9 protein-coding genes are annotated in these 20,266 nt (G+C 35.6%); 5 read left to right on the plus strand and 4 right to left on the minus strand.

The window, feature by feature from the left end; translation table 11 throughout:
• The first annotated feature begins 722 nt into the window (after positions 1–722).
• From F6K23_RS27735 to F6K23_RS27750, 4 genes are all read left to right on the plus strand, one after another.
• Complete coding sequence (locus tag F6K23_RS27735) at positions 723–2,873, plus strand: polyribonucleotide nucleotidyltransferase (protein ID WP_293161778.1); 2,151 nt, start codon at positions 723–725, stop codon at positions 2,871–2,873.
• Positions 2,874–4,735: 1,862 nt separating this feature from the next.
• Entirely contained in the window at positions 4,736–8,812 is a 4,077-nt protein-coding gene (locus tag F6K23_RS27740) for a response regulator (protein ID WP_293161780.1), read from the plus strand.
• Positions 8,813–8,894: 82 nt separating this feature from the next.
• Entirely contained in the window at positions 8,895–9,023 is a 129-nt protein-coding gene (locus F6K23_RS27745) for a hypothetical protein (RefSeq protein ID WP_293161782.1), read from the plus strand.
• A gap of 1,610 nt (positions 9,024–10,633) precedes the next feature.
• Positions 10,634–12,310: an FAD-dependent oxidoreductase gene (locus F6K23_RS27750; RefSeq protein ID WP_293161784.1), complete on the plus strand. Its 1,677-nt coding sequence runs from the start codon at positions 10,634–10,636 to the stop codon at positions 12,308–12,310.
• Positions 12,311–13,158: 848 nt separating this feature from the next.
• On the opposite strand, the gene F6K23_RS27755 is transcribed toward F6K23_RS27750, so the two are convergent.
• The 4 genes from F6K23_RS27755 to F6K23_RS27770 form a co-directional block, all read right to left on the minus strand.
• Positions 13,159–14,079 (minus strand): sulfite exporter TauE/SafE family protein, encoded by a 921-nt coding sequence (locus F6K23_RS27755; RefSeq protein ID WP_293161786.1) that lies wholly within the window; start codon positions 14,077–14,079, stop codon positions 13,159–13,161.
• Positions 14,080–15,311: 1,232 nt separating this feature from the next.
• Positions 15,312–16,598 carry a Glu/Leu/Phe/Val dehydrogenase gene (locus tag F6K23_RS27760; protein WP_293161788.1) on the minus strand — a complete coding sequence of 429 codons (1,287 nt, stop codon included), beginning with the start codon at positions 16,596–16,598 and terminating at the stop codon, positions 15,312–15,314.
• A 909-nt stretch (positions 16,599–17,507) separates the two neighbouring features.
• Positions 17,508–18,251 carry a TauD/TfdA family dioxygenase gene (locus tag F6K23_RS27765; RefSeq protein WP_293161790.1) on the minus strand — a complete coding sequence of 248 codons (744 nt, stop codon included), beginning with the start codon at positions 18,249–18,251 and terminating at the stop codon, positions 17,508–17,510.
• A gap of 319 nt (positions 18,252–18,570) precedes the next feature.
• Positions 18,571–18,756: a hypothetical protein gene (locus tag F6K23_RS27770; RefSeq protein WP_293161792.1), complete on the minus strand. Its 186-nt coding sequence runs from the start codon at positions 18,754–18,756 to the stop codon at positions 18,571–18,573.
• Positions 18,757–19,621: 865 nt separating this feature from the next.
• Here F6K23_RS27770 and F6K23_RS27775 point away from each other — a divergent pair.
• Positions 19,622–20,164: a DUF4126 domain-containing protein gene (locus F6K23_RS27775; RefSeq protein ID WP_293161794.1), complete on the plus strand. Its 543-nt coding sequence runs from the start codon at positions 19,622–19,624 to the stop codon at positions 20,162–20,164.
• Positions 20,165–20,266 lie beyond the last annotated feature (102 nt).

The following is a 20,266-nucleotide window of genomic DNA, read 5'->3' on the forward strand; positions in this document are numbered from 1 at the left end:
CACAGTGTCTTTGCGTAAGTCCTGTCCTAATCAAAATTCTTGAATAATCAAATAGTAGGGAATAGGGAACAGTGGCAACAGCTTTTCTCTGTCTCTGGTTCCATCATCAACATAACAGGACTTACGCAGAACCCCCATATATAGTAGGGGCGAATGGCATCCACCCTCTACAAATAGCGTATTGTCTCAGAATTTGCGTAAGTCCTGATAAGTCAAACACCAACTCATTCCTTACTATAGAAATAAAAAATGGCATCCTAGTTAAAATAACTGGATGCAGCCTCCGTCATTGACGATAGAAGGTTGTTAAATAAAGCTATTATAGCGGTTTATGTTCATCAAAATTCTATTGGAGGTAGTAGAAATTAATAGGCATCTCTAGAAAATAGGGAAATACCAGATTGTTCCTTCTGTGGTAGATAAGTAAACCCCTTGCTCCTTCTTCCTTCTTCGATTTTATTTTTAATTTTTGGAGATGTGTAAAGAAAAGGACCCAGACATGTCAAAAGCTTAAAACTCAGACAATGCCAGATTGTTCCTTCTGTGGTAGATAAGTAAACCCCTTCTTACTTCTTAACTTCTGTGGTAGATAAGTAAATCCCTTGCTCCTTCTTCCTTCTTCCTTCTTCCTTCTTCCTTCTTCCTAACAATTGCCCCAGTAACAGTGTTACGATTTCCACAGAAGCGAAAGAATAATATGATTAGAGAAGGAAAAAAACTGGATGGAAGAGATAGACAAATCCATATCCTTTGATGGACGGGATATTAGACTAAAAGTTGGTTTATTTGCGCCTCAAGCTGGTGGTGCCGTGATGATAGAGTCAGGAGACACAGCAGTGTTAGTGACGGCCACCACCTCCAAAGGTAGAGAAGGAATAGATTTCCTACCTCTTTTGGTGGACTACGAAGAAAGACTCTACGCTGGTGGTAAAATTCCAGGTGGTTTTTTGCGTAGGGAAGGTCGCCCACCAGAAAAGGTTACACTTACTGGTCGTTTGATTGATAGGCCGCTACGCCCTTTATTTCCAAGCTGGTTGCGTAATGATATTCAAATTGTGGCCACAACTTTGTCCATGGATGAAGAAGTGCCACCAGATGTCCTAGCTGTGACAGGTGCTTCTGTAGCAGTATTACTTGCTAAATTACCATTTTATGGCCCAATGGCGGCAGTACGGGTAGGTTTGGTAGGAGACGATTTTATTATTAATCCAACTTACCGTGAAGTCAAAAATGGCGATTTAGATTTGGTTGTCGCTGGGTCTCCCCAAGGGGTGATTATGGTAGAAGCAGGGGCTAATCAATTGCCAGAACAAGATATTATTGAAGCAATTGATTTTGGTTATGAGGCAGTTTGTGACCTTATTCAAGCTCAACGAGAAATTATTGCGGAAATGGGTATAGAACTGGTTGAGTCTGAAGCTCCGGAAGTAGACCCCACTTTAGAAGACTATATCAAAGACAAAGCAACAGAGTCTATCAAACAGGTATTATCTGAATACGATCTGGATAAAAATCAGCGTGATGAAAAACTCGATGGCATCAAAGAGTCTATTGCAGAAGTGATCGCCGAACTACCTGAGGAAGAACCAGTAAAGGTATTCATTGAATCAGATAATATGGCATTAGGGAATGTCTTTAAGAGCGTCACCAAAAAACTGATGCGCAAACAAATTATTGATGAAGGTATCAGGGTTGACGGTCGTAAATTGGATGAAGTACGTCCTGTTTCTTGTCGGGTAGGAGTTTTGCCACCACGAGTCCACGGTAGTTCTCTATTTAATCGAGGTTTGACTCAAGTAATGTCTGCTGTAACTCTGGGAACGCCTGGTGATGCTCAAGAATTAGCAGACGACTTACATCCCCAAGACGAAAAACGTTATCTGCACCACTATAATTTCCCTCCTTTTTCTGTAGGAGAAACCAAACCATTACGATCGCCTGGTCGTCGTGAAATAGGTCACGGTGCTTTAGCTGAACGTGCATTGAACCCAGTCATACCAACAGGTGATATTTTTCCCTATGTTATTCGAGTGGTTTCAGAAGTGCTTTCTTCAAATGGTTCAACTTCTATGGGTTCCGTTTGTGCTTCGACCTTGGGTTTAATGGATGCTGGTGTTCCTATTACGAAACCGGTGAGTGGAGCAGCTATGGGTTTAATTCAAGAAGGTGATGAAGTTCGTATCCTCACAGATATTCAAGGTATAGAAGACTTCTTGGGTGATATGGACTTCAAAGTTGCTGGTACTGATAGCGGTATCACAGCTTTGCAGATGGATATGAAAATTACTGGTTTGCCTCTAACAGTAATTTCTGATGCAATTCATCAAGCTAAACCTGCACGGTTACATATTTTGGAGAAGATGCTTGGTACTATCGATCAAGCTCGTCCAGATATGTCACCTTATGCACCGCGACTGTTAACATTTAAGATTAGTCCAGACATGATTGGTTTAGTGATTGGACCTGGTGGTAAAACTATTAAGGGTATTACTGAAGAAACTGGTGTCAAAATTGATATTGATGATGATGGCACAGTGACTATTGCAGCGACTGATGGCGAAAAGGCTAAACAAGCTTGCAATATTATCCAAGGTATGACCAAGAAACTGAATGCTGGGGATGTTTATGTTGGTCGTGTGACTCGAATTATTCCTATTGGTGCTTTTGTGGAAGTGTTTCCAGGAAAGGAAGGAATGGTTCATATCTCTCAAATTGCTGATTATCGTGTTGGTAAAGTTGAAGATGAGTTAGCAGTTGGAGATGAAGTAATTGTTAAGGTACGAGAAATTGATGCTAAGGGTCGGGTGAATTTAACTCGTTTGAATATTCATCCTGATGAAGCTGCTGCTGCTCGTGCTAATGCAATGTCTTAAATAGGCGATCGGCACTCAGCAGTCAGCAGTAAATGTGTACGTTTGCGGAGCATTCCGGAACGGAAAGGGGATTTTAAACTCTCCTAAACTTTAACTTTCCGGTTTATAGAAACCGGGGGTTTAAACCCAGAGGTATAAAAGCTGTTAACGCAGTTCCGACCTAGGAGACTAGCTGTTTGCGTTTGCGTTTGCAAAGCATTCCGTAAGAAAGTATTCCGTCAGGAAATGCTAAAAGCTAATAGCTAGTTAAGGATAGTTACAAGTCAAAAGTCAAACGTCAGAAATGGGTATTCAACAATTAATAATTAATAATTAATAATTAATAATTACCTATGCTTGAAAAGAAGAGGATTTACTCAAAATAAAAATCTTCTTGTTTCTCCTTTAAATTAAAGGCTTTAAACCTTAATTATTTGGTAATTATTCGGTAATTATTCTGTTGTTTTTGTGTCGATAGAAAATTTAATTTTTTCTGTGGAAATATCCCATTAACTGGCACATTTTTGACTTGCTAAGTAGGTTGTTTAATAATTAATAATTAATAATTAATTATTACCTCTTCTTTAAAGGAGAAAAAAAATTTTTCCTACCGCGTCAATCCTTTTCTTTTAAAGGATAGGCTTTAAACTTTAACTATTTGGTAAAATTACAGCACTTTTGAGGAAGCGTGAGGTACAGTTTAATACTAATATCTATTCCCTATTCCCTAAACTTGTAAAACTTTGTACCTCATAAACTCCAAAATTGCTGTAAATAAAAAATGCTTAAAAGAGGGAACATAAAACATGGAATTTTGATTAAAAAATATTTCACTTTGCCTGAAGTATACGTCTTAAATTTTTATACTTATTTATAACCACTTACTTAAATTTCACAGTAATGTTTAGATTAAAAAATATTGGTTGATTATTTGACAAACATACCTATACAGTAAATTTCATATATAGAATCCCTAAGCGTATCTTCATAAATATTAAATTTTTTTAGCTAGGAGACAGGAGAAAGGAGACAGGAGGTAAGAGGGAAGAGGGAAGAAGGAAGAGGGAAGAGGGAAGATGTGGGGAGAAATAATACAAAAAATTCAACACTCCTTCAGATGATTTTTCTTCAAAATTGATGCGCGAAAAGACTTGACTAGCATAATTATATAGATATCAAATGGGTTCTATATAGCACTACGTCTTTTGGTATTTGACAATAAATTTTTTGTTTGTAGTTTTGCTTTAACCTTTGCAATACTTATATAATTGCTCAAGGTCAACTACCGAATAATTAATAATTAATAATTATTAATTAAATAATTTAGGTTAAAACCCTCCTCTTTCCAGGGGAAAAAAGCGGTCGAGGGATGGCGAGGTCCCCTCGCCATATCCAATCGACCAAGACAGCGGTCGATCTTCGGAGCTTCCCCTAGGGTGGGATGGATTGGTTTCCTAACCATATCCAATCGATCAATAGAAGAAATAATATTTCCTTATATTCAATTCCGTAACGGTTTTAACCAGAGATAATTATCCATTATCAATTATCCATTAATGAAGAGCCTGATTATAACTTTTCTACTGAACATAATATTATTTGTAGCAAACATTTATTAATTTGGTATAATACCATACATGAAAAAAGAATGTTACGAATAATCAGCACCATCGCGCATATTTTATCTGAAAGTCTATTTGACGAAGCGGTGCGACCCCGCGACGACGCAAGTCGCACCTGGTAGCGCACCAAGAGAAAAATATAATTTACAACATCAAAAATGGTATTAAATCTATTCATTCTGACTCCTGACTCCTGACTCCTGACTTCTAATAAATACCCTAATTATTTGTAGCAAATATTTATCAATTTAGTATAATATCATGGCAAAATTTAATCAACTATTTCGTCCCAGAATTAAAAAACAACTGCCATTACGTTTGGTTCTCACCTTACCAGTAGCATTACAAATATGCGCTTTTATTAGCATACTAGGATGGTTGTCATTAGTTCATAGTCAAACAGCAGTTAATGAAATTGTTAATCAGCTCCAAAAAGAAATTAGCAGTCGGGTAGAAGAACGGACAAAAACTTACACAAAGATTCCATATTTATTTATGAAAATTCATAGTTCTGCAGTAAAAACTGGCGAACTAGATTTAGAAGATTTTCCTAAATTTCAACGCTATTTATGGGAACAAGTACAACTATACGAATCAGTTCCTTTTATTTATTATGCAAATGAACAAGGAGAATTTATTGGGGTTGAAAAAAAAGAAGATGGTACAGGAATTCTCTGGATTTTAGACAAACCAAAAATCCCAAGATTAACATTTTACCACTTAGATAAAGAAGGCAAACAGGGAGATTTTATTGAGAGTAAAGAGTACGACCCTCGTACTCGCCCTTGGTATCAATCAGTTATTAAAAATATTAGTAAAAAACAATCAGGTAGAATTGGTCAACCTATTTGGTCTCCCATTTATGCGGATATTAGGCGACCGATATTAGTTACTAGCTTAATGGTTCCTATCTACACAAAAACAGAAAATATTCAAGGTATATTAGCAACAGATTTAAGCTTAGTTTCATTAAGTGGCTTTCTGCGCGATCTAGATGTTAATAAATCTGGTAAAGGGGAAGTTTTTATTGTTGATGATTCTGGCAAGCTATTTGCAACTTCAGGGGAAGAATTACCATTTAAAGTAACAGTTAATGGTCTCGAACGAATTTATGCAATAAATAGTAGAAATCCATTAATTAGAGAAACATCTCAATATTTACTAGATAATTTTGGTGATTTTTTGGCAATTAATCAAGATAAAACTTTAAAAATTACTATAGAGGAAGAAAAACATTTTGTTGAGGTAAATCACATCAAGACTCAAGGTGATTGGGAATTACTGATTTTGGTAGTACAGCCAGAATCAGACTTTTTAGAAGAAATTAATCAGAACACTCAGCGCACAATTAGATTATTGATTTTAGCATTAGTTGCTGCTGTAGTTCTCGGTTATTTTACTACTCGTTCGATTACACAACCAATTCAAAATTTGAGCAAAGTTTCTCAAGAAATTGCTAATGGTAAATTAGACCAACATCTGAATATTTTTTGGATTAAGGAACTGGCAATTTTAGCTCAATCTTTTAATCAAATGATCGAGCAACTAAGGGAGTCATTTACTGCTTTAAAACATACAAATGAAGAACTAGAGCAGCGGGTTGAGGAAAGGACTAAAGAGCTACGAATATCAGAAGAAAAATTCTCTACAGCTTTTCGCAGTACTCATCATGCAATTACTATTAAACGTCTTGAAGACCAAAGATATATTGAAGTTAATGAAAGTTTCTTGAAATTGACAAATTACACTCTAGAAGAAGTGATTAATTCTACAGTAGACGATCTGAATCTTTTGCCAAATTGTTCAGAACGTAATTTATTAAATCTCTTAGAAAAAAAAGGAATAATTCGGAATTATAAACTTGATATCAAAACTAAAGATGGTGTAATAAAAACAGTTTTATTATCAGCAGAAGTAATAGAAATTGATGGTGAAAAATATATACTGACTGTAAACAATGATATTACAGAAACTAGACTAGCTCAACAAGAATTGAGAAAAGAAAGAAGATTATTGCGAGTTTTAATTGATTCAATTCCAGATATCATATTTTATATGGATGAGAATGGAACTTATCTAGCTTGTAATAAAGCTTTTGAGGAATATTTAGGAAAAAGTAGAGAAGAAATTATTGGAAAAACAGATTTAAATTTGTTCTCTCCAGATTTTATTGAAACTACTCGTTTTTACTGTGCAAAAATACTAACTTCACCTGAAACTCATCAATATGAAGAAGTTTTAAAATATCCAGATGGGTCACTTTATGCAGTTGATACTTTGATTAGTCCTCTATTAAATGAAGAAGGAAAACTAATCGGAATTATCGGAGTTAGTCGTGATATTTCTCAACGAAAAGAAGGGGAAGAAGAACTAAAACAAGCAAAAGAATTAGCCGAGCAAGCGACTAAAGCAAAATCTCAATTCCTAGCAACAATGAGTCACGAAGTTAGAACTCCTATGAATGGAGTTTTAGGCATGACGCAACTATTAGCATCAACAGAACTTACTCCCGAACAACAAAAATATGTCACAACTATAGATATTAGTGGGAATACATTATTAACTGTAATTAACGATATTCTTGATTTCTCAAAAATTGAATCTGGTAAATTAGACATAGAAAATCGACCTCTAGATATTCGCGCCTGTATTGAAAATGTTTATGATGTTTTGGCAATAAAAGTTGAGGAAAAAAATATTGATTTATTATATTTAGTAGACCCAAATGTTCCTGCTTATATTCTTGGTGATGAAACTAGAATTAATCAGATTTTAATGAATCTTGTTAACAACGGAATTAAATTTACAGAATCAGGAGAAGTTTATATTCGAGTTTCACAAGAAAAAATCAATGATAATAGCATCAATACTAATAATAAAAATATCAGGCTAGATATTTCTGTAAGTGATACAGGAATTGGTATGAATGAAGAACAAATTAGTCGTTTATTTAAACCTTTTTCTCAAGGAGATTCTTCCACGACTCGTAGATATGGAGGTACAGGTTTAGGGTTGGCTATATCCAGTCGCTTAGTCAAATTAATGGGAGGAAATTTTTATGTTGAAAGTGAAGTTGGCAAAGGTAGTAAATTTTCATTTAATATCCAAACTAAAGCAGCTCCAGCACAACCCAAACGATATCTAAATAAACAAACTCCAGAAATTAAAAATAAGCGAGTATTATTGGTAGATGATAATCAAACTAATCTGGAAATTTTAATCTGGCAATGTCAACAATGGGAAATGTTACCTTTTGCTACAGATAATGGTAAAGAAGCAATTTCATGGATAGAAAGAGGAGACTTATTCGATCTAGCAATTCTCGATATGGCAATGCCAGAAATGGATGGTTTGACCCTAGGTTTTGAATTGCGAAAATTGAAATCTCAAGATGAATTACCACTAATTTTACTAACTTCTCTAGGAAAGTATAATGAAGATGTTGATTTGATAAATCAAGTTTTTTCCGCCCATATTTCTAAACCCGTTAAACAGTCTACTTTGTTGAAAACTATAGTTGATATTTTTGCTACTGTGAAACATACATATCACAAACAACCAGCAAAACAAGTGCAAATTAACCAGAAATTAGCAGAATATTTGCCTTTAAAAATATTGCTGGCAGAAGATAATGTAATTAATCAAGAATTTGCTATAGCAATATTAGAAAAAATGGGCTACGAAATTGATGTAGTAAATAATGGTATAGATGCGGTCGCAGCTTGTAAAAACCAAAATTATGACATTATATTTATGGATGTACAAATGCCAGAAATGGATGGTTTAGAAGCTACTCGCGAAATTATTAAGCAGTTACCATCAGAAACGCGACCGAAAATTATTGCCATGACTGCTAATGCGATGGAAGATGATCGGGATGAATGTTTGCAAGCAGGAATGGATGACTATGTTAGCAAACCGGTAAAAATTAAACTTATGCAACAAATACTAGAAAAATGGGGAACAAAAGACACTAATACTAACGATACTACTTCCAGCAGTCAAATACTTGATAGAACTGCAATGATCATATCTATGGCAGAAACTAAACCTGATTTAGTCAAGAAAATGACACACCTATATTTAGACCGGGAAGGTCCCCGACGTCTTACAGAAATTAAACAAGCGATCGCCGAAGAGAATGCTCAAGGTTTGAAACATTCTGCTCATACTCTCAAAGGTGGTAGTTCTACTTTAGGAGTTGTAGGTGTAGTAGAGATTTGCCGACAGTTGGAAACTAGAGCCAAAAATCAAGATTTTGCAGATATCGAGCATTTAGTGCAGCTATTGGAAGAACGTTATGAAGAAGCTAGGAAGGAGTTAATTAAGTTTCTATAATTCTATAAGAAGGAAGAGGGAAGAGGGAAGAGGGAAGAGGGAAGAGGGAAAAAAACGGTAGTGTGTCAAGGAAGTGTGGGAAGTGTCGGGAGGGTGGGAAGTGTCGGGAGGAGAGGGTAGGGAGACACAGAAAATAGGAGGAATAATTGTACCTGTATCTTTTTGTGCAACTCTTGCCTTTCATCCTAACTTTTTGGTCGCTCAAGCTTAAAAATTTGCACTTTTTTCGCTCCCTTTAATGCTAAAACCTCTATATATCAGTACTTTGAGATTATATTGGCCAGCCATACTTATCTCATGTCCGGTAGCATCGGTATTGTATAGCAAAGGTCATTTCAGTTATCAGTTATCAGTTATCAGTTATCAGTACCTCTTGCTTTAGCTAGAGGCTTGAAATCTGAAATATTCTCTTTTTTTATCCCCTTAAAAGGGGAGGCGCATACCCAGAATTTTTCGGTAAGGAAGGGGGAAGAGGGAAGAGGGAATGATATAAAATCCGGTTGAATACTTATCTTATGTTTGGGGGTGGGAAGTGTGGGGAGGGTGGGGAGTGTGGGGAGAAGGGGAGGTCGAGAGATTGAAGGCTCCGAAAGTGTGGATAGAATTATAAACATATACTGTATAACCGGATTCTATATGAAGAGGGAAGAAAGCTATTGAGCAAGAAAAAAATCTAAATTTCCTATAGATATTCACCCTTGGGTTTACACAAACGATTGCGTTCGGACATGATATTACTTATCCCACACTTTGCGCTCTGCACAATCAAAAAAAACTTAAATTTCCTATAGATATTCACCTTTGGGTTTACACAAACGATAAAGTGCAGAGATGATATAGCGCTAGGGATTAAGGTGTTTGACATGAATAGAAGCAGCAAACCCTTTTGTATTCCTCTGTTGCCTTGCGCGTAGCGCTATATTAGTCCTGCTCGTGTAATGCTAAATAGGGTTTGCGCATAGAAAGTCTTTTTGCTCTTTGTAGGAGACAGGAGACAGGAGACAGGAGACAGGAGACAGGAGACAGGAGTAATGGGAATTTAGAAGAGGTAGTAGAAAGAATTTTCCCAAGATTGTTCTGCCTAACTATGCGCCTAAAATACGCTCCATGCATGAGCATGAAGAGCTGATTCCCAGGTACTGCAATTCGACCCCAAAAAAGCTAAAGTCTTTATATGTCAATGCTTTTAGATTTAATCAGCAAGCCCTAAATAGGAACAAGCAATACCTAGTGAGGACATTCTGTCCTACCCATCCTCGTCCTGTCTGCGAAGGAGCAAGATGCTCCCACTACTGTGTCTGGTAACAAAAATAATTACAATGCACCACCACTGAAAATTTTTAATCTTATATCATGTCTCATTCAATAATTGTAATAAACAATCTTTACCCAACCTGGTAGAGACGTTGCATGCAACGTCCCTACATTGCGGTTAATTAATGTTACTTGATATTAGCAATATAAAGTGCTGTGGTATATTTATACAGGTAAAATTTGTCAGGCAAAAAATTAAGCAAACTAAGTATCACTTGGCTGATTTTTTTCATGTCAATCAATATTGAAAAGTATTATTGTAAGCATTTCCTGCGGAATCCGCTCGCATTCAGCTATTAGCGGTCAGCTATTCGGTGCGGAATGCGCTCGCATTCAGCTTTTTAATGAATGAAGCAAGCATTTGCTTAACTTCTACAACATTTTTCAACAAAGAATTGAAGCAAAAAAACAGCAAGCTTAAATTGTCTACTAAAGGTAATAAAGCTGTTTGCGCAGCATTCCGTAGGAAATGCTTACGTATGATTTTCTCTAAATACTCAAAACCTTATGTCTTCTAATTCCCCAAAAAAATTAATTTTAATTACAGCACTTCTCTCATTAATTTCATTAAGCGCTGCTCAATACTTACCTCAAATTAGTAATAACTTTATCCCCAGATTTTGGCAGAAATTAACAACAACAAAGACCAGCAATAATTCACTAGCTATTGCAAATCCTGCCCCCTTACTATCTAAACCACCAAAACCTCCACTACCAATATATAAAAACTTCGACATCGTAATTTATGGAGATGAACTTCAAGGAATATGTGCTGCTATCTGGGCTAAAAAAACATTAGGAAATACAGGTAAAGTTGTACTAATGCGTTCCAATTCTGAAAATGCACCTCTAGGTGGCTTACTAACACGAAGTGGATTAGCTTATTTAGACTATGATAAAACACCAGATTGGCAAAATCGACCATATTCTCAGTGCTTTCTTAACTTTTTGAAAAAAGCAAAAGTTGTCGAAGCTTGTGTTGAACCAGACAAGGCGACAAAAGCAATGAAAGAAATGTTAGAAGAGGCGGGAATTGTAGTTATTTCTCATGCTTCAATTACACCTTATGTCGAAAATAAAAAAATTAAATTTGTACAGATAAACAACACCAATATTAGAGTCAAAGCTGCTGCATTTATAGACACCACTCAAGATGCAGAATTAGCAAGAAAAGCTGGTGTATCTTACTCTTTAGGATTTGCATCACAAAACCCAAAACTACGGGATGAAACTATCGCAACTTCTATTGTTCCTACAGTGACTGGTTTAAGTATTTACGAATTCAAAAATATAGAAGCTAAAATACTGTATAACCGTCAAAAAATGGCAAAAATTAAGACAAAAATTCAAGCAGACCAAGCACCAACAAATGCTGAATTTACCCTGGCAAAATTTAGATTGCCAATAATTAAAACATATAAAGATGGCTATATTAACAGAAGTATTGCTTTAGCTGGGGCTTATCATATTCATAGAAAACACTCATTTAATCTAGATTTATCATCAGTATTTTTATTTGATAAGCTGAATATTTGTCGTGTTGGTCAACGGGAATTATCTTTGAATGGATTTTTGTTTAAATATAACAGTCAAAAAGTTAGGAAAATAGAACATAATAACTTTAAACCAACTCAAGAAATGATTACAGAAATGCAGGAACTTGAGGGTTGGTTGAGAAAAATGTCAGGGAAAGATGTCAAGGTAATTTTACCTTCTGAAGTTTATATTAGACATAGTTTAAATATTACGGATGTTATCGATCCATTGACAGGAAAAGAAATTCTTCAAGGAGGCACTTCAGCAGAAAATTCTATTGGTACTTTTTCTTATGAATTTGATTTTAGGGGTGGTGTTAAAGGCTTAGGTATCAACTATTTGCCTCTACCGAGATATAACTTTGGAATTGAAAGTGCTTTAGCTAAAAATGTGAATAATTTAGCAGTCGTCGGACGCTCATCTGGATATATAGGAATTGCCGTAGCAGTAGCAAGAATTCAAACTATGAGTATTTATCAAGGACAAGCAATAGGAGTAGCAGCAGCTATGGCAAATCAAAAAGGTATACCTTTGAATCAAATTACCTCTGCTGAAGTTCGGGAAAAATTAGAAAAATTAACTGGTAAACAGACAAAATTAAGAGGTGAAAACCGAATAGGAGACAGAGATTATAGTCATGTAAAATAATCTAAAGGGAAAAGGGAAAAGGGTATAGGGAGTAGGGAGTAATATATCTTATAGAGAATTTCATCTCAGTCAGATACAGTACTAGCGGGCAAGATACTCGCACTACAGAGATTTCAACATTAATATTTGTACCTCATATACGACCGAATCTCTTTTCATTAATTGATAATGGATAATGGCTTTGTTGCACAAAAGACGATCTGGTAAGCTATTTTTTTGCTAGTCCCTTATATCATGTTCGGATAATTACTTATAATAAAGTTTTTGTTTGTAGTTGGGCTTTAGCCCAGAAAATGCTTAGTATTAGGACTAAAGTCCAACTACGAGCCTAATTATAACTGTTCTACCGAACATGATATTACTCAAGCGATCGCTCAGTTTCAGAAGATTGATGTTTGATTTATCTATTGTTCAATAGTTATGTTGAGTTTAGATATAGTCAGAGGAAGCGATCGCTCAGTTTCAGAAGATTGATGTTTGATTTATCTATTGTCCAATAGTTATGTTGAGTTTAGATATAGTCAGAGGAAGCGATCGCTCAGTTGAGGGAGATTGATGTTTGATTTATCTATTGTCCAATAGTTATGTTGAGTTTAGATATAGTCAGAGTCAAGCGATCGCTCAGTTGAGGGAGATTGATGTTTGATTTATCTATTGTCCAATAGTTATGTTGAGTTTAGATATAGTCAGAGGAAGCGATCGCTCAGTTGAGGGAGATTGATGTTTGATTTATTTATTGTCCAATAGTTACAGCAGTTTCGGCGCATTATGAAGTAAATATCGGGAGTCTAGTCGCAGCTATATACTTTCATGCAACAAAGCCATTATTCATTATTAATTATTCATTATTAATTATTTATAATTGCTTGCCCAAAAATATAAATTGATAGAATTGCTAATAATCCACGAAAAGCTAAACTGATAACTTTGTCTGGTAATTTAGGCAGAAATCTCGTACTAAATTGAACACCTAATAAACCACCAAATCCTAATAATACTCCAGGTTCCCATAAAACATTACCTCTAATAGCATGACCTATACAAGCAGAAAAAGCCGTAATTACAATCACTCCTAAGCTAGTTTGAATAGCTACTTTAATACTTTCACCCAATAATAATATTTGCAAAGGAACCATAATTACACCACCTCCCACACCAAACACACCTGCTAATAATCCAGCCAAACTACCAGTAATAATCCTAGCAATAACCTTCATATATTTATCTGGAAGTTGATAATTTATTTCTTTGACTATTTTCTGAAACATTAATGGTAAAGGATGAGGAGTAAATGGCACAATAAATTCCACTACAAAATCTTGATTATTAGTATTTTCTGCTTTGACTTGAAGATTTTCCTGCTGATTATTTTGTAATTCTTCCTCTTGCTTTTTCTTCATTGTTATTTGTTTACGAAACTCCACTAAATAGATATTCAAAGCTAGAAATAATCCAAAAGCAAATAACAACCAACGAGAAGGAAATAAATTAGCAAAATATACCCCCAACTGAGCAGTAATCAAAGCCGGAAACCCTATTCCTAGCACTCGACTAATACTTAAATATCCCATTTTCCAGTTTTGAATACTACCAGAAGTAGCCGTAATTATAATTGATAAAGTGCTAGTAGCAACTGCTTGTATAGGTTCATATCCTAATGTCACTAATAAAGGTACGAGAATAGTACCACCACCAATACCTAAAAATCCAGCCAATACACCAGCAAATAATCCAGAAACAGCCAGAATAAATAATTCTATAAAAGTCATTTAATTTAAAATTTTCAATTTTTTATAGTAGGCAATCTAAGTTATCTAAATAAGTTCTTTTTAGAAAACTCCAGTCATTGTATCCTAATTCTTTCTTATTGCTCAAAATTTATTGCCAAAATAGATATCTGATAAATTCCATAACTATAACAGATATTCAATCCTGATGAATATAGCACTACGCATTAAGATTAAGACAGCTAAGAAACTTCAAAACATTACAGTTAAAAGTTTTGACTATAGCTGATAGCTGATAGCTTATAGTTATATTATCCCCAGATGGGCTGAGAAAAGCTTGGGAAAAAAGAGGTAAATTTCGAGGAATACGAACTATAAATACTGAAGTAAATATAGTATTTGAACTCAAATATAGAGAAAAAAAATCGCCTTTAATTACATATCATCTCGCCATTCCTGAAAGAATAAAAAGTCCTGATATTACTGAAGAATTGTTGCAGTGGAGAAGATCGCAAATAGGAAAACCTTTTAAGTTTTTAGACTTTAAATAGGGCTTGCTGATTAAATATAAAAGTATCTACAGATAAAGGTTTTAGCCTTTTTGGAGTCGAAAAAAGTGCCTGGTTTTCAGCTCTTCATGCTCAAAAAGCTAGTATTTTAGGCTCATAGTTGGGCAGAAAAATCATTCTTACAATTCTTACTCCTACCTCCTAGCTCATTCCCTTTTCTCCTGTCTCCTGTATAGCTGTCTCCTGTCTCCTACCCTCACCCATAAGACTTATGAGCGCAAACCCTAAATAAGCAGAAGGAGAAGGCGAAGTAATTACTGGGAAAAAGCCTGATAAAGATGAGAACCGCATAAATGAAAAGCTAGAATCCCCAGAATTTTTAGCAGTAAGTATCCTTGGACAATTTACCAAACATCTTCGTGATATCTATTGATGAGTGGTTCAATAATGCGCGAACTTAGAATTACCTCTCCTTGAAAAGAAGAGGATTGGGTTAAAAGGAATTTTTTTCTTCTGTTGGTCCATTGGATATGGCGCAGGTTTCGGAGTCATCCCACCCAACTGGGAAGCTCCGAAGATCGACCGCTTTTTTCTCCATGAATGGAGAGACTTTATACCTTAATTTTTCGGTAACTTTATAGCTGCCAGGGGCGATCGCTTCTTCATTCATCAATGTCAAACAAGGAACGACGTAAACCTGAATTACGAATAATAGATTCTAAAGTTCCCACTCTTAATTCTTTGGTCTAAAACTCTCGGTATACATTAATCCTTCATATAATATGCCCTAGTTCCTTTAGCATTAATTGCCTCTCCCAATCTATTTAACCCATGCACATAAGCAGCAGTTCGCATCGAAATAGATAACTCTTGAGATATTTGCCAAATTTGCTCTGTTTCTGCCAACATTCTTTCTTTCAAGCGTTGATTAATCTCATCCAAAGTCCAATACAAACCACTGCGATTTTGTACCCACTCAAAATAACTTACAGTCACACCACCAGCATTAACTAAAATATCAGGAAATACATAAATTCCACGGTCTTCTAAAATTATATCTGCAGCAGAAGTAGTCGGACCATTTGCAGCTTCAAAGATAAATTTTGCTTTAATATCTTTGACACTTTCCTCAGTAATTTGATTCTCCAAAGCAGCAGGAATTAATATATCAACATCTAAAGCTAAAAGTTCTTTATTAGTCAAAACTTGATGCTCAACAATATTACAAACACTACCTTGACAATAAACAGCTTGAATACCCTTATTAGACTCCTTATATTTTCGAATACTAGGAATATCTAAACCCTTTGAATAATAAATACCACCCTGAGAATCACTAACAGCAACCACCTTATAACCAGCTTGACAAAGTAACTCTGCCAAAAATGCTCCTACATTACCAAAACCTTGTACTGCAACTGTAGTTTTTTCCGGAATATATCCAAACTTGCACATGATAGCTTCAATCGTAAAAAAAGCACCCATTGATGTTGCCGTATTTCTGCCCAAGCTACCACCAATAGTAACAGGTTTGCCTGTAATAACTGCCGGAATTAATTGTCTGCGAATAATACTATACTCATCCATCATCCAACCCATAATCATCGGGTTAGTGTACATATCAGGTGCGGGAATATCTACATCAGGACCAATAAAATCTGCGATCGCATCAATATATCCACGACTCAAACGTTCCAATTCCATCCGAGATAATTCTTTCGGATTAACAGTAATTCCACCTTTCGCTCCACCAAAAGGTAAACTCACAACTGCACATTTAAAAGTCATCCAAAATGCGAGAGATTTTACCTCATCAATAGACACATTTGGATGATAACGAATACCACCTTTTGTTGGTCCTCTTGTATCATCATAACGAACTCGATAACCTTGAAAAACTCGTAATGAACCATCATCCATCCGGACAGGAATTGAAACTATTAAAGTAGCTTTAGGATATTTGAGGCGCTCTTTTGTATCTTCAGAAAGAGAGACATATTGTAAAGCTCTTTGTAACCTACGACTAGCATCATCAAACAAAGAATCTGACATAAATACCTATTGTTATAACTGAAATTATGTTGATATTTAGATCATAAATCTCTTGATTCACTGTAATAATTAAGAAAAATAAAGAATAACGGCGTTGCTGAAGCGCGTGTATGATATTAATCTTAATTACTTAGGAGTCAGGAGGACCGAGTCAGGAGTCAGGAGGGAAGAAAGAAGAAGAAATCCCGAGTATAAGGAGAAAGTTTTTTGGTCAGGTAAGCGGAAGGTCGTTCTATCGCGCTCTGATCCGGACAGATATCATACCTCTTTTCACCAACGCCAAAAAATCAAATCATATCAAATCCGTTGGCTTCGGAGTAATATAGTTCTATTGTCGTCATATAGTGGTTAAGGGCGAATGCCATTTGCCCCTACAATATGGACTCTTATCTTTAAATACTGAATAACACTGATGCTACCGGATTTAATATCAATTATGGCACAGCAATTATCAATTATTTCCCCCTACTCCCTACTCCCTACTTTTCTGAAGATTTCTATTAACTTACAGCACTTTTGAGGATAGTGAGGTATACTTAGGGTTTGCGTATGGAAAGTCTTTTTGCTGGGGTAGGAGACAGGAGACAGGAGACAGGAGACAGGAGAAATGGGAATTTAGAAGAGGTAGGAGTAAGAATTGTCTCTCAATTTTTCTGCCATAATCATCCTAAGATACTAGCTTTATGCAGCTCTTGCTGCCGAAAAGCTGGTACTTTTTTCAACTCTAAAACGCTAAAACCTTTATCTGTCAATACTTTTATAATTAATCAGCAAGCCCTACTTATAGGACTATTCTTATATTTCCTATTCCCTGTTCCCTCTCTTGGTGCGCGTTCCCTTGCGTCTGACGCCGACGCGGGGTCGCACCGCTGTTCCCTGTTCCCTAGAGCAATAAAACTTTGTACCTCATCAACTAGAAAACTGCTGTAAGTAAAAATGCTTGCTTTGATAGAAGTTACGTCGCGCTATCAAGTAGTCCCAATCCACAAATCCTGCTTTAAGATGTCTAATTCCCGATCTAGGATCGAATGCTGTCCGTCCATGCATTACCCTCACATTATGTATTAGCAAACAGTCTCCATCATTGAGACGGAAGCGGTACTGATATGCTGGATTTTTCATATAGTGATAGAAGATTGAGTAAGCTTGATAAAAACTTTCTGTCTTCTCAAATGGGATAGTTCGTTCACAATTTTTTTGGTTAAAGCAGATGCGATATATATTACCTTGTGTATCTAATTGAATAATCGGAGCAGTATAAGAAAAATAATAATTATTCTGGGGGTCAAACTTACGAAAAACAATCGGAGTTTCGCTCAAAATTTTGAAGTATTCAGGATACTTTTGACGAAAATCTTCACAAACCCGAAAACTATCAACCAGTATTGATTCGCCACCTTTAGCGTTATGTTCGAGGCAATAGAAAAACAGCATCAAGAACTTGCTCAATTTATAGTTATGAGCATTGTGAGGTAATACCTCTGGACCTGTCATTAAATCACCCAAATCTTTAGTATCTGGAGTAGGTTTAACATCACTCACTATCTCAAATGTAGCATTGATTGGTCCAATAGATTTTGTGAGAAAAGATTCCATTTCCTCAATACTCATATTACTTAGCAATGTAAATCCCAAGGCACAAAGTTCGTCCATCCACAATGATTGTGGACATGAATGAATGTCGTGTCTCTCTATAGGATGCTTATCGAACCAAAATCTATCCCATAATACAAGTTTTGGTTCGTTGCAGATTTGCTTTGGATCTGGGTCGTAATACCAGTTTTATATGAGGTTACATAGAATTTTAAATTCATTAAATCGATCTATATCTATCTACACCTACCTGCGGTCAATTATGCTTGAAATATTATTCTATGCAGCTTCATTTCAATTTGGTATAAGCATATTTCATCAGCCAGGAAATAGGATATATACTGCGATGAGAAGGCTTTTCATCCCAATCAATAATCAATTATTCTTCATTTAATTCCACATATAATGGCTTTGGTTGTGGATTATCTGTATAATCATAAATTCTCTGAAAAGTATCTGGATTACGAGATTTAGGATTCAAGCAATTGTCACGCAACCAGATATAGTGGAAACGTTTACCTCTGACTTTAATAAAACTTTCATTTAAAATTGTTGTACTGTTCATTAAAAACTCCTACTTTTTGGTAGCTCAAAACTAAGGAATACAAATTCAATTCAATTTGATTTTATTAAGTTTTCAACATTCTTATACCAAAATTTATATTAATTTTGGCTACATATGCTGATAGGATAAATCTAATTACTGGTATTCAGTAACAGAAAAAAAAGCATTTCCCGTCTGGAATACGAGACCATAATTACTTAAAAGTTTTTCCTCAACGGTCTCGCCGCAACCCATCCTATAGAACCCATTTGAGATCTATCTATTTATAAAGATGGGTAGTAGGGAGCAAATTTCAATCTTTTTCCCCTATTCTCGTTCCTGAATCTCCTGCCTTCACCAGGACTGAGTTCTGAAGAGCAGCCAAAAGCACGTACCCTGTGTAAAGATACCAAATGGGTTCTATAGTACCATTTATCAAAAACTTTTCTACATTTTCTTGAGCCTGGGAGTAGGGGAGTGAGGGAGAAGTAAACATAAAAATAATTAACATTAACTTGGCTAAAATTAGCAAAAAAGTTATTCTATATGTGTTAATTACTTAATAACTGAACTGTTATCTAAGTATCGCATTAATGCATGGGAATTGGTATGATTTCAGGTTAAAAATGTTTGAACACTGTCGATCGCCACTTTTGATTTTTTTTCCTACATAAGTCATCAGTCATCAGTTCATCAATTTCTGTTACTTCCGTTTTTTTCACAAATTATTTAGAATATCTATATTATCAGTCAAAAATATCAGAAAAATTATTCTCAAATATTACCTTAAAAGGGTGAAATACCTGAATCTAGATATTCCTCCCGGACATCAGCAACTGAACACTAAAAGAGATAATAATAGTAGTAATACTCTGTTTTGTCGTTTATGGTAGAAGTACTAGCAGCTTTGTCTGCATCAGCAGCAGCAGGTATCAGAATAGCCTTACCGTTACTGTTAATCGGTTTATGGCAAAATGACTTATGGTCGAAAGTACCTCTGCTGTCCAATATCTCCCCGCAAATAGTAGTGGGAGTTTTAGTTAGTTGGTCTTTATTTGAAATATTTGCCTCAAAACGGCTGTTAGGCCAACGTATTCTAAATTTAATTCAACTTCTATTCAGTCCAATAGTAGGAGCAATTATGAGTATGGCGATCGCTAAAGCTACTCATTTAGAAGACTGGATAACGATCGTGATGGGAGTAGTTGGTGGTTTACTTGCCTTAGTGCTGCAACTTGTTCAGGTAGGATGGTTTTATCGATGGCGTGGTTTGCCAGTCTGGATGCTATTAGTCCAAGATATTCTGTGTATTTGCTTGGTAATTTTTGCCTTTGACGCACCACAACAAGGAGGATTAATTGCTTTATTATTATTGTGGCTGGCCATTCGTAGCTATCAAGATTGGTATCGGTGGTCTAAAGGACTTTAAAAATAAAGGAGTGGTGTTCTTCTGCAAAGATATATTTTAAAGCTATATTCAGTAATCCCGATCTATATAATTTTAGAAAGGGCATCGCTAGATGCCAAATGT

The organism is Okeania sp. SIO2C9 (genome assembly GCF_010672455.1).
In the GTDB taxonomy this organism is placed as follows: Bacteria; Cyanobacteriota; Cyanobacteriia; order Cyanobacteriales; family Microcoleaceae; genus Okeania.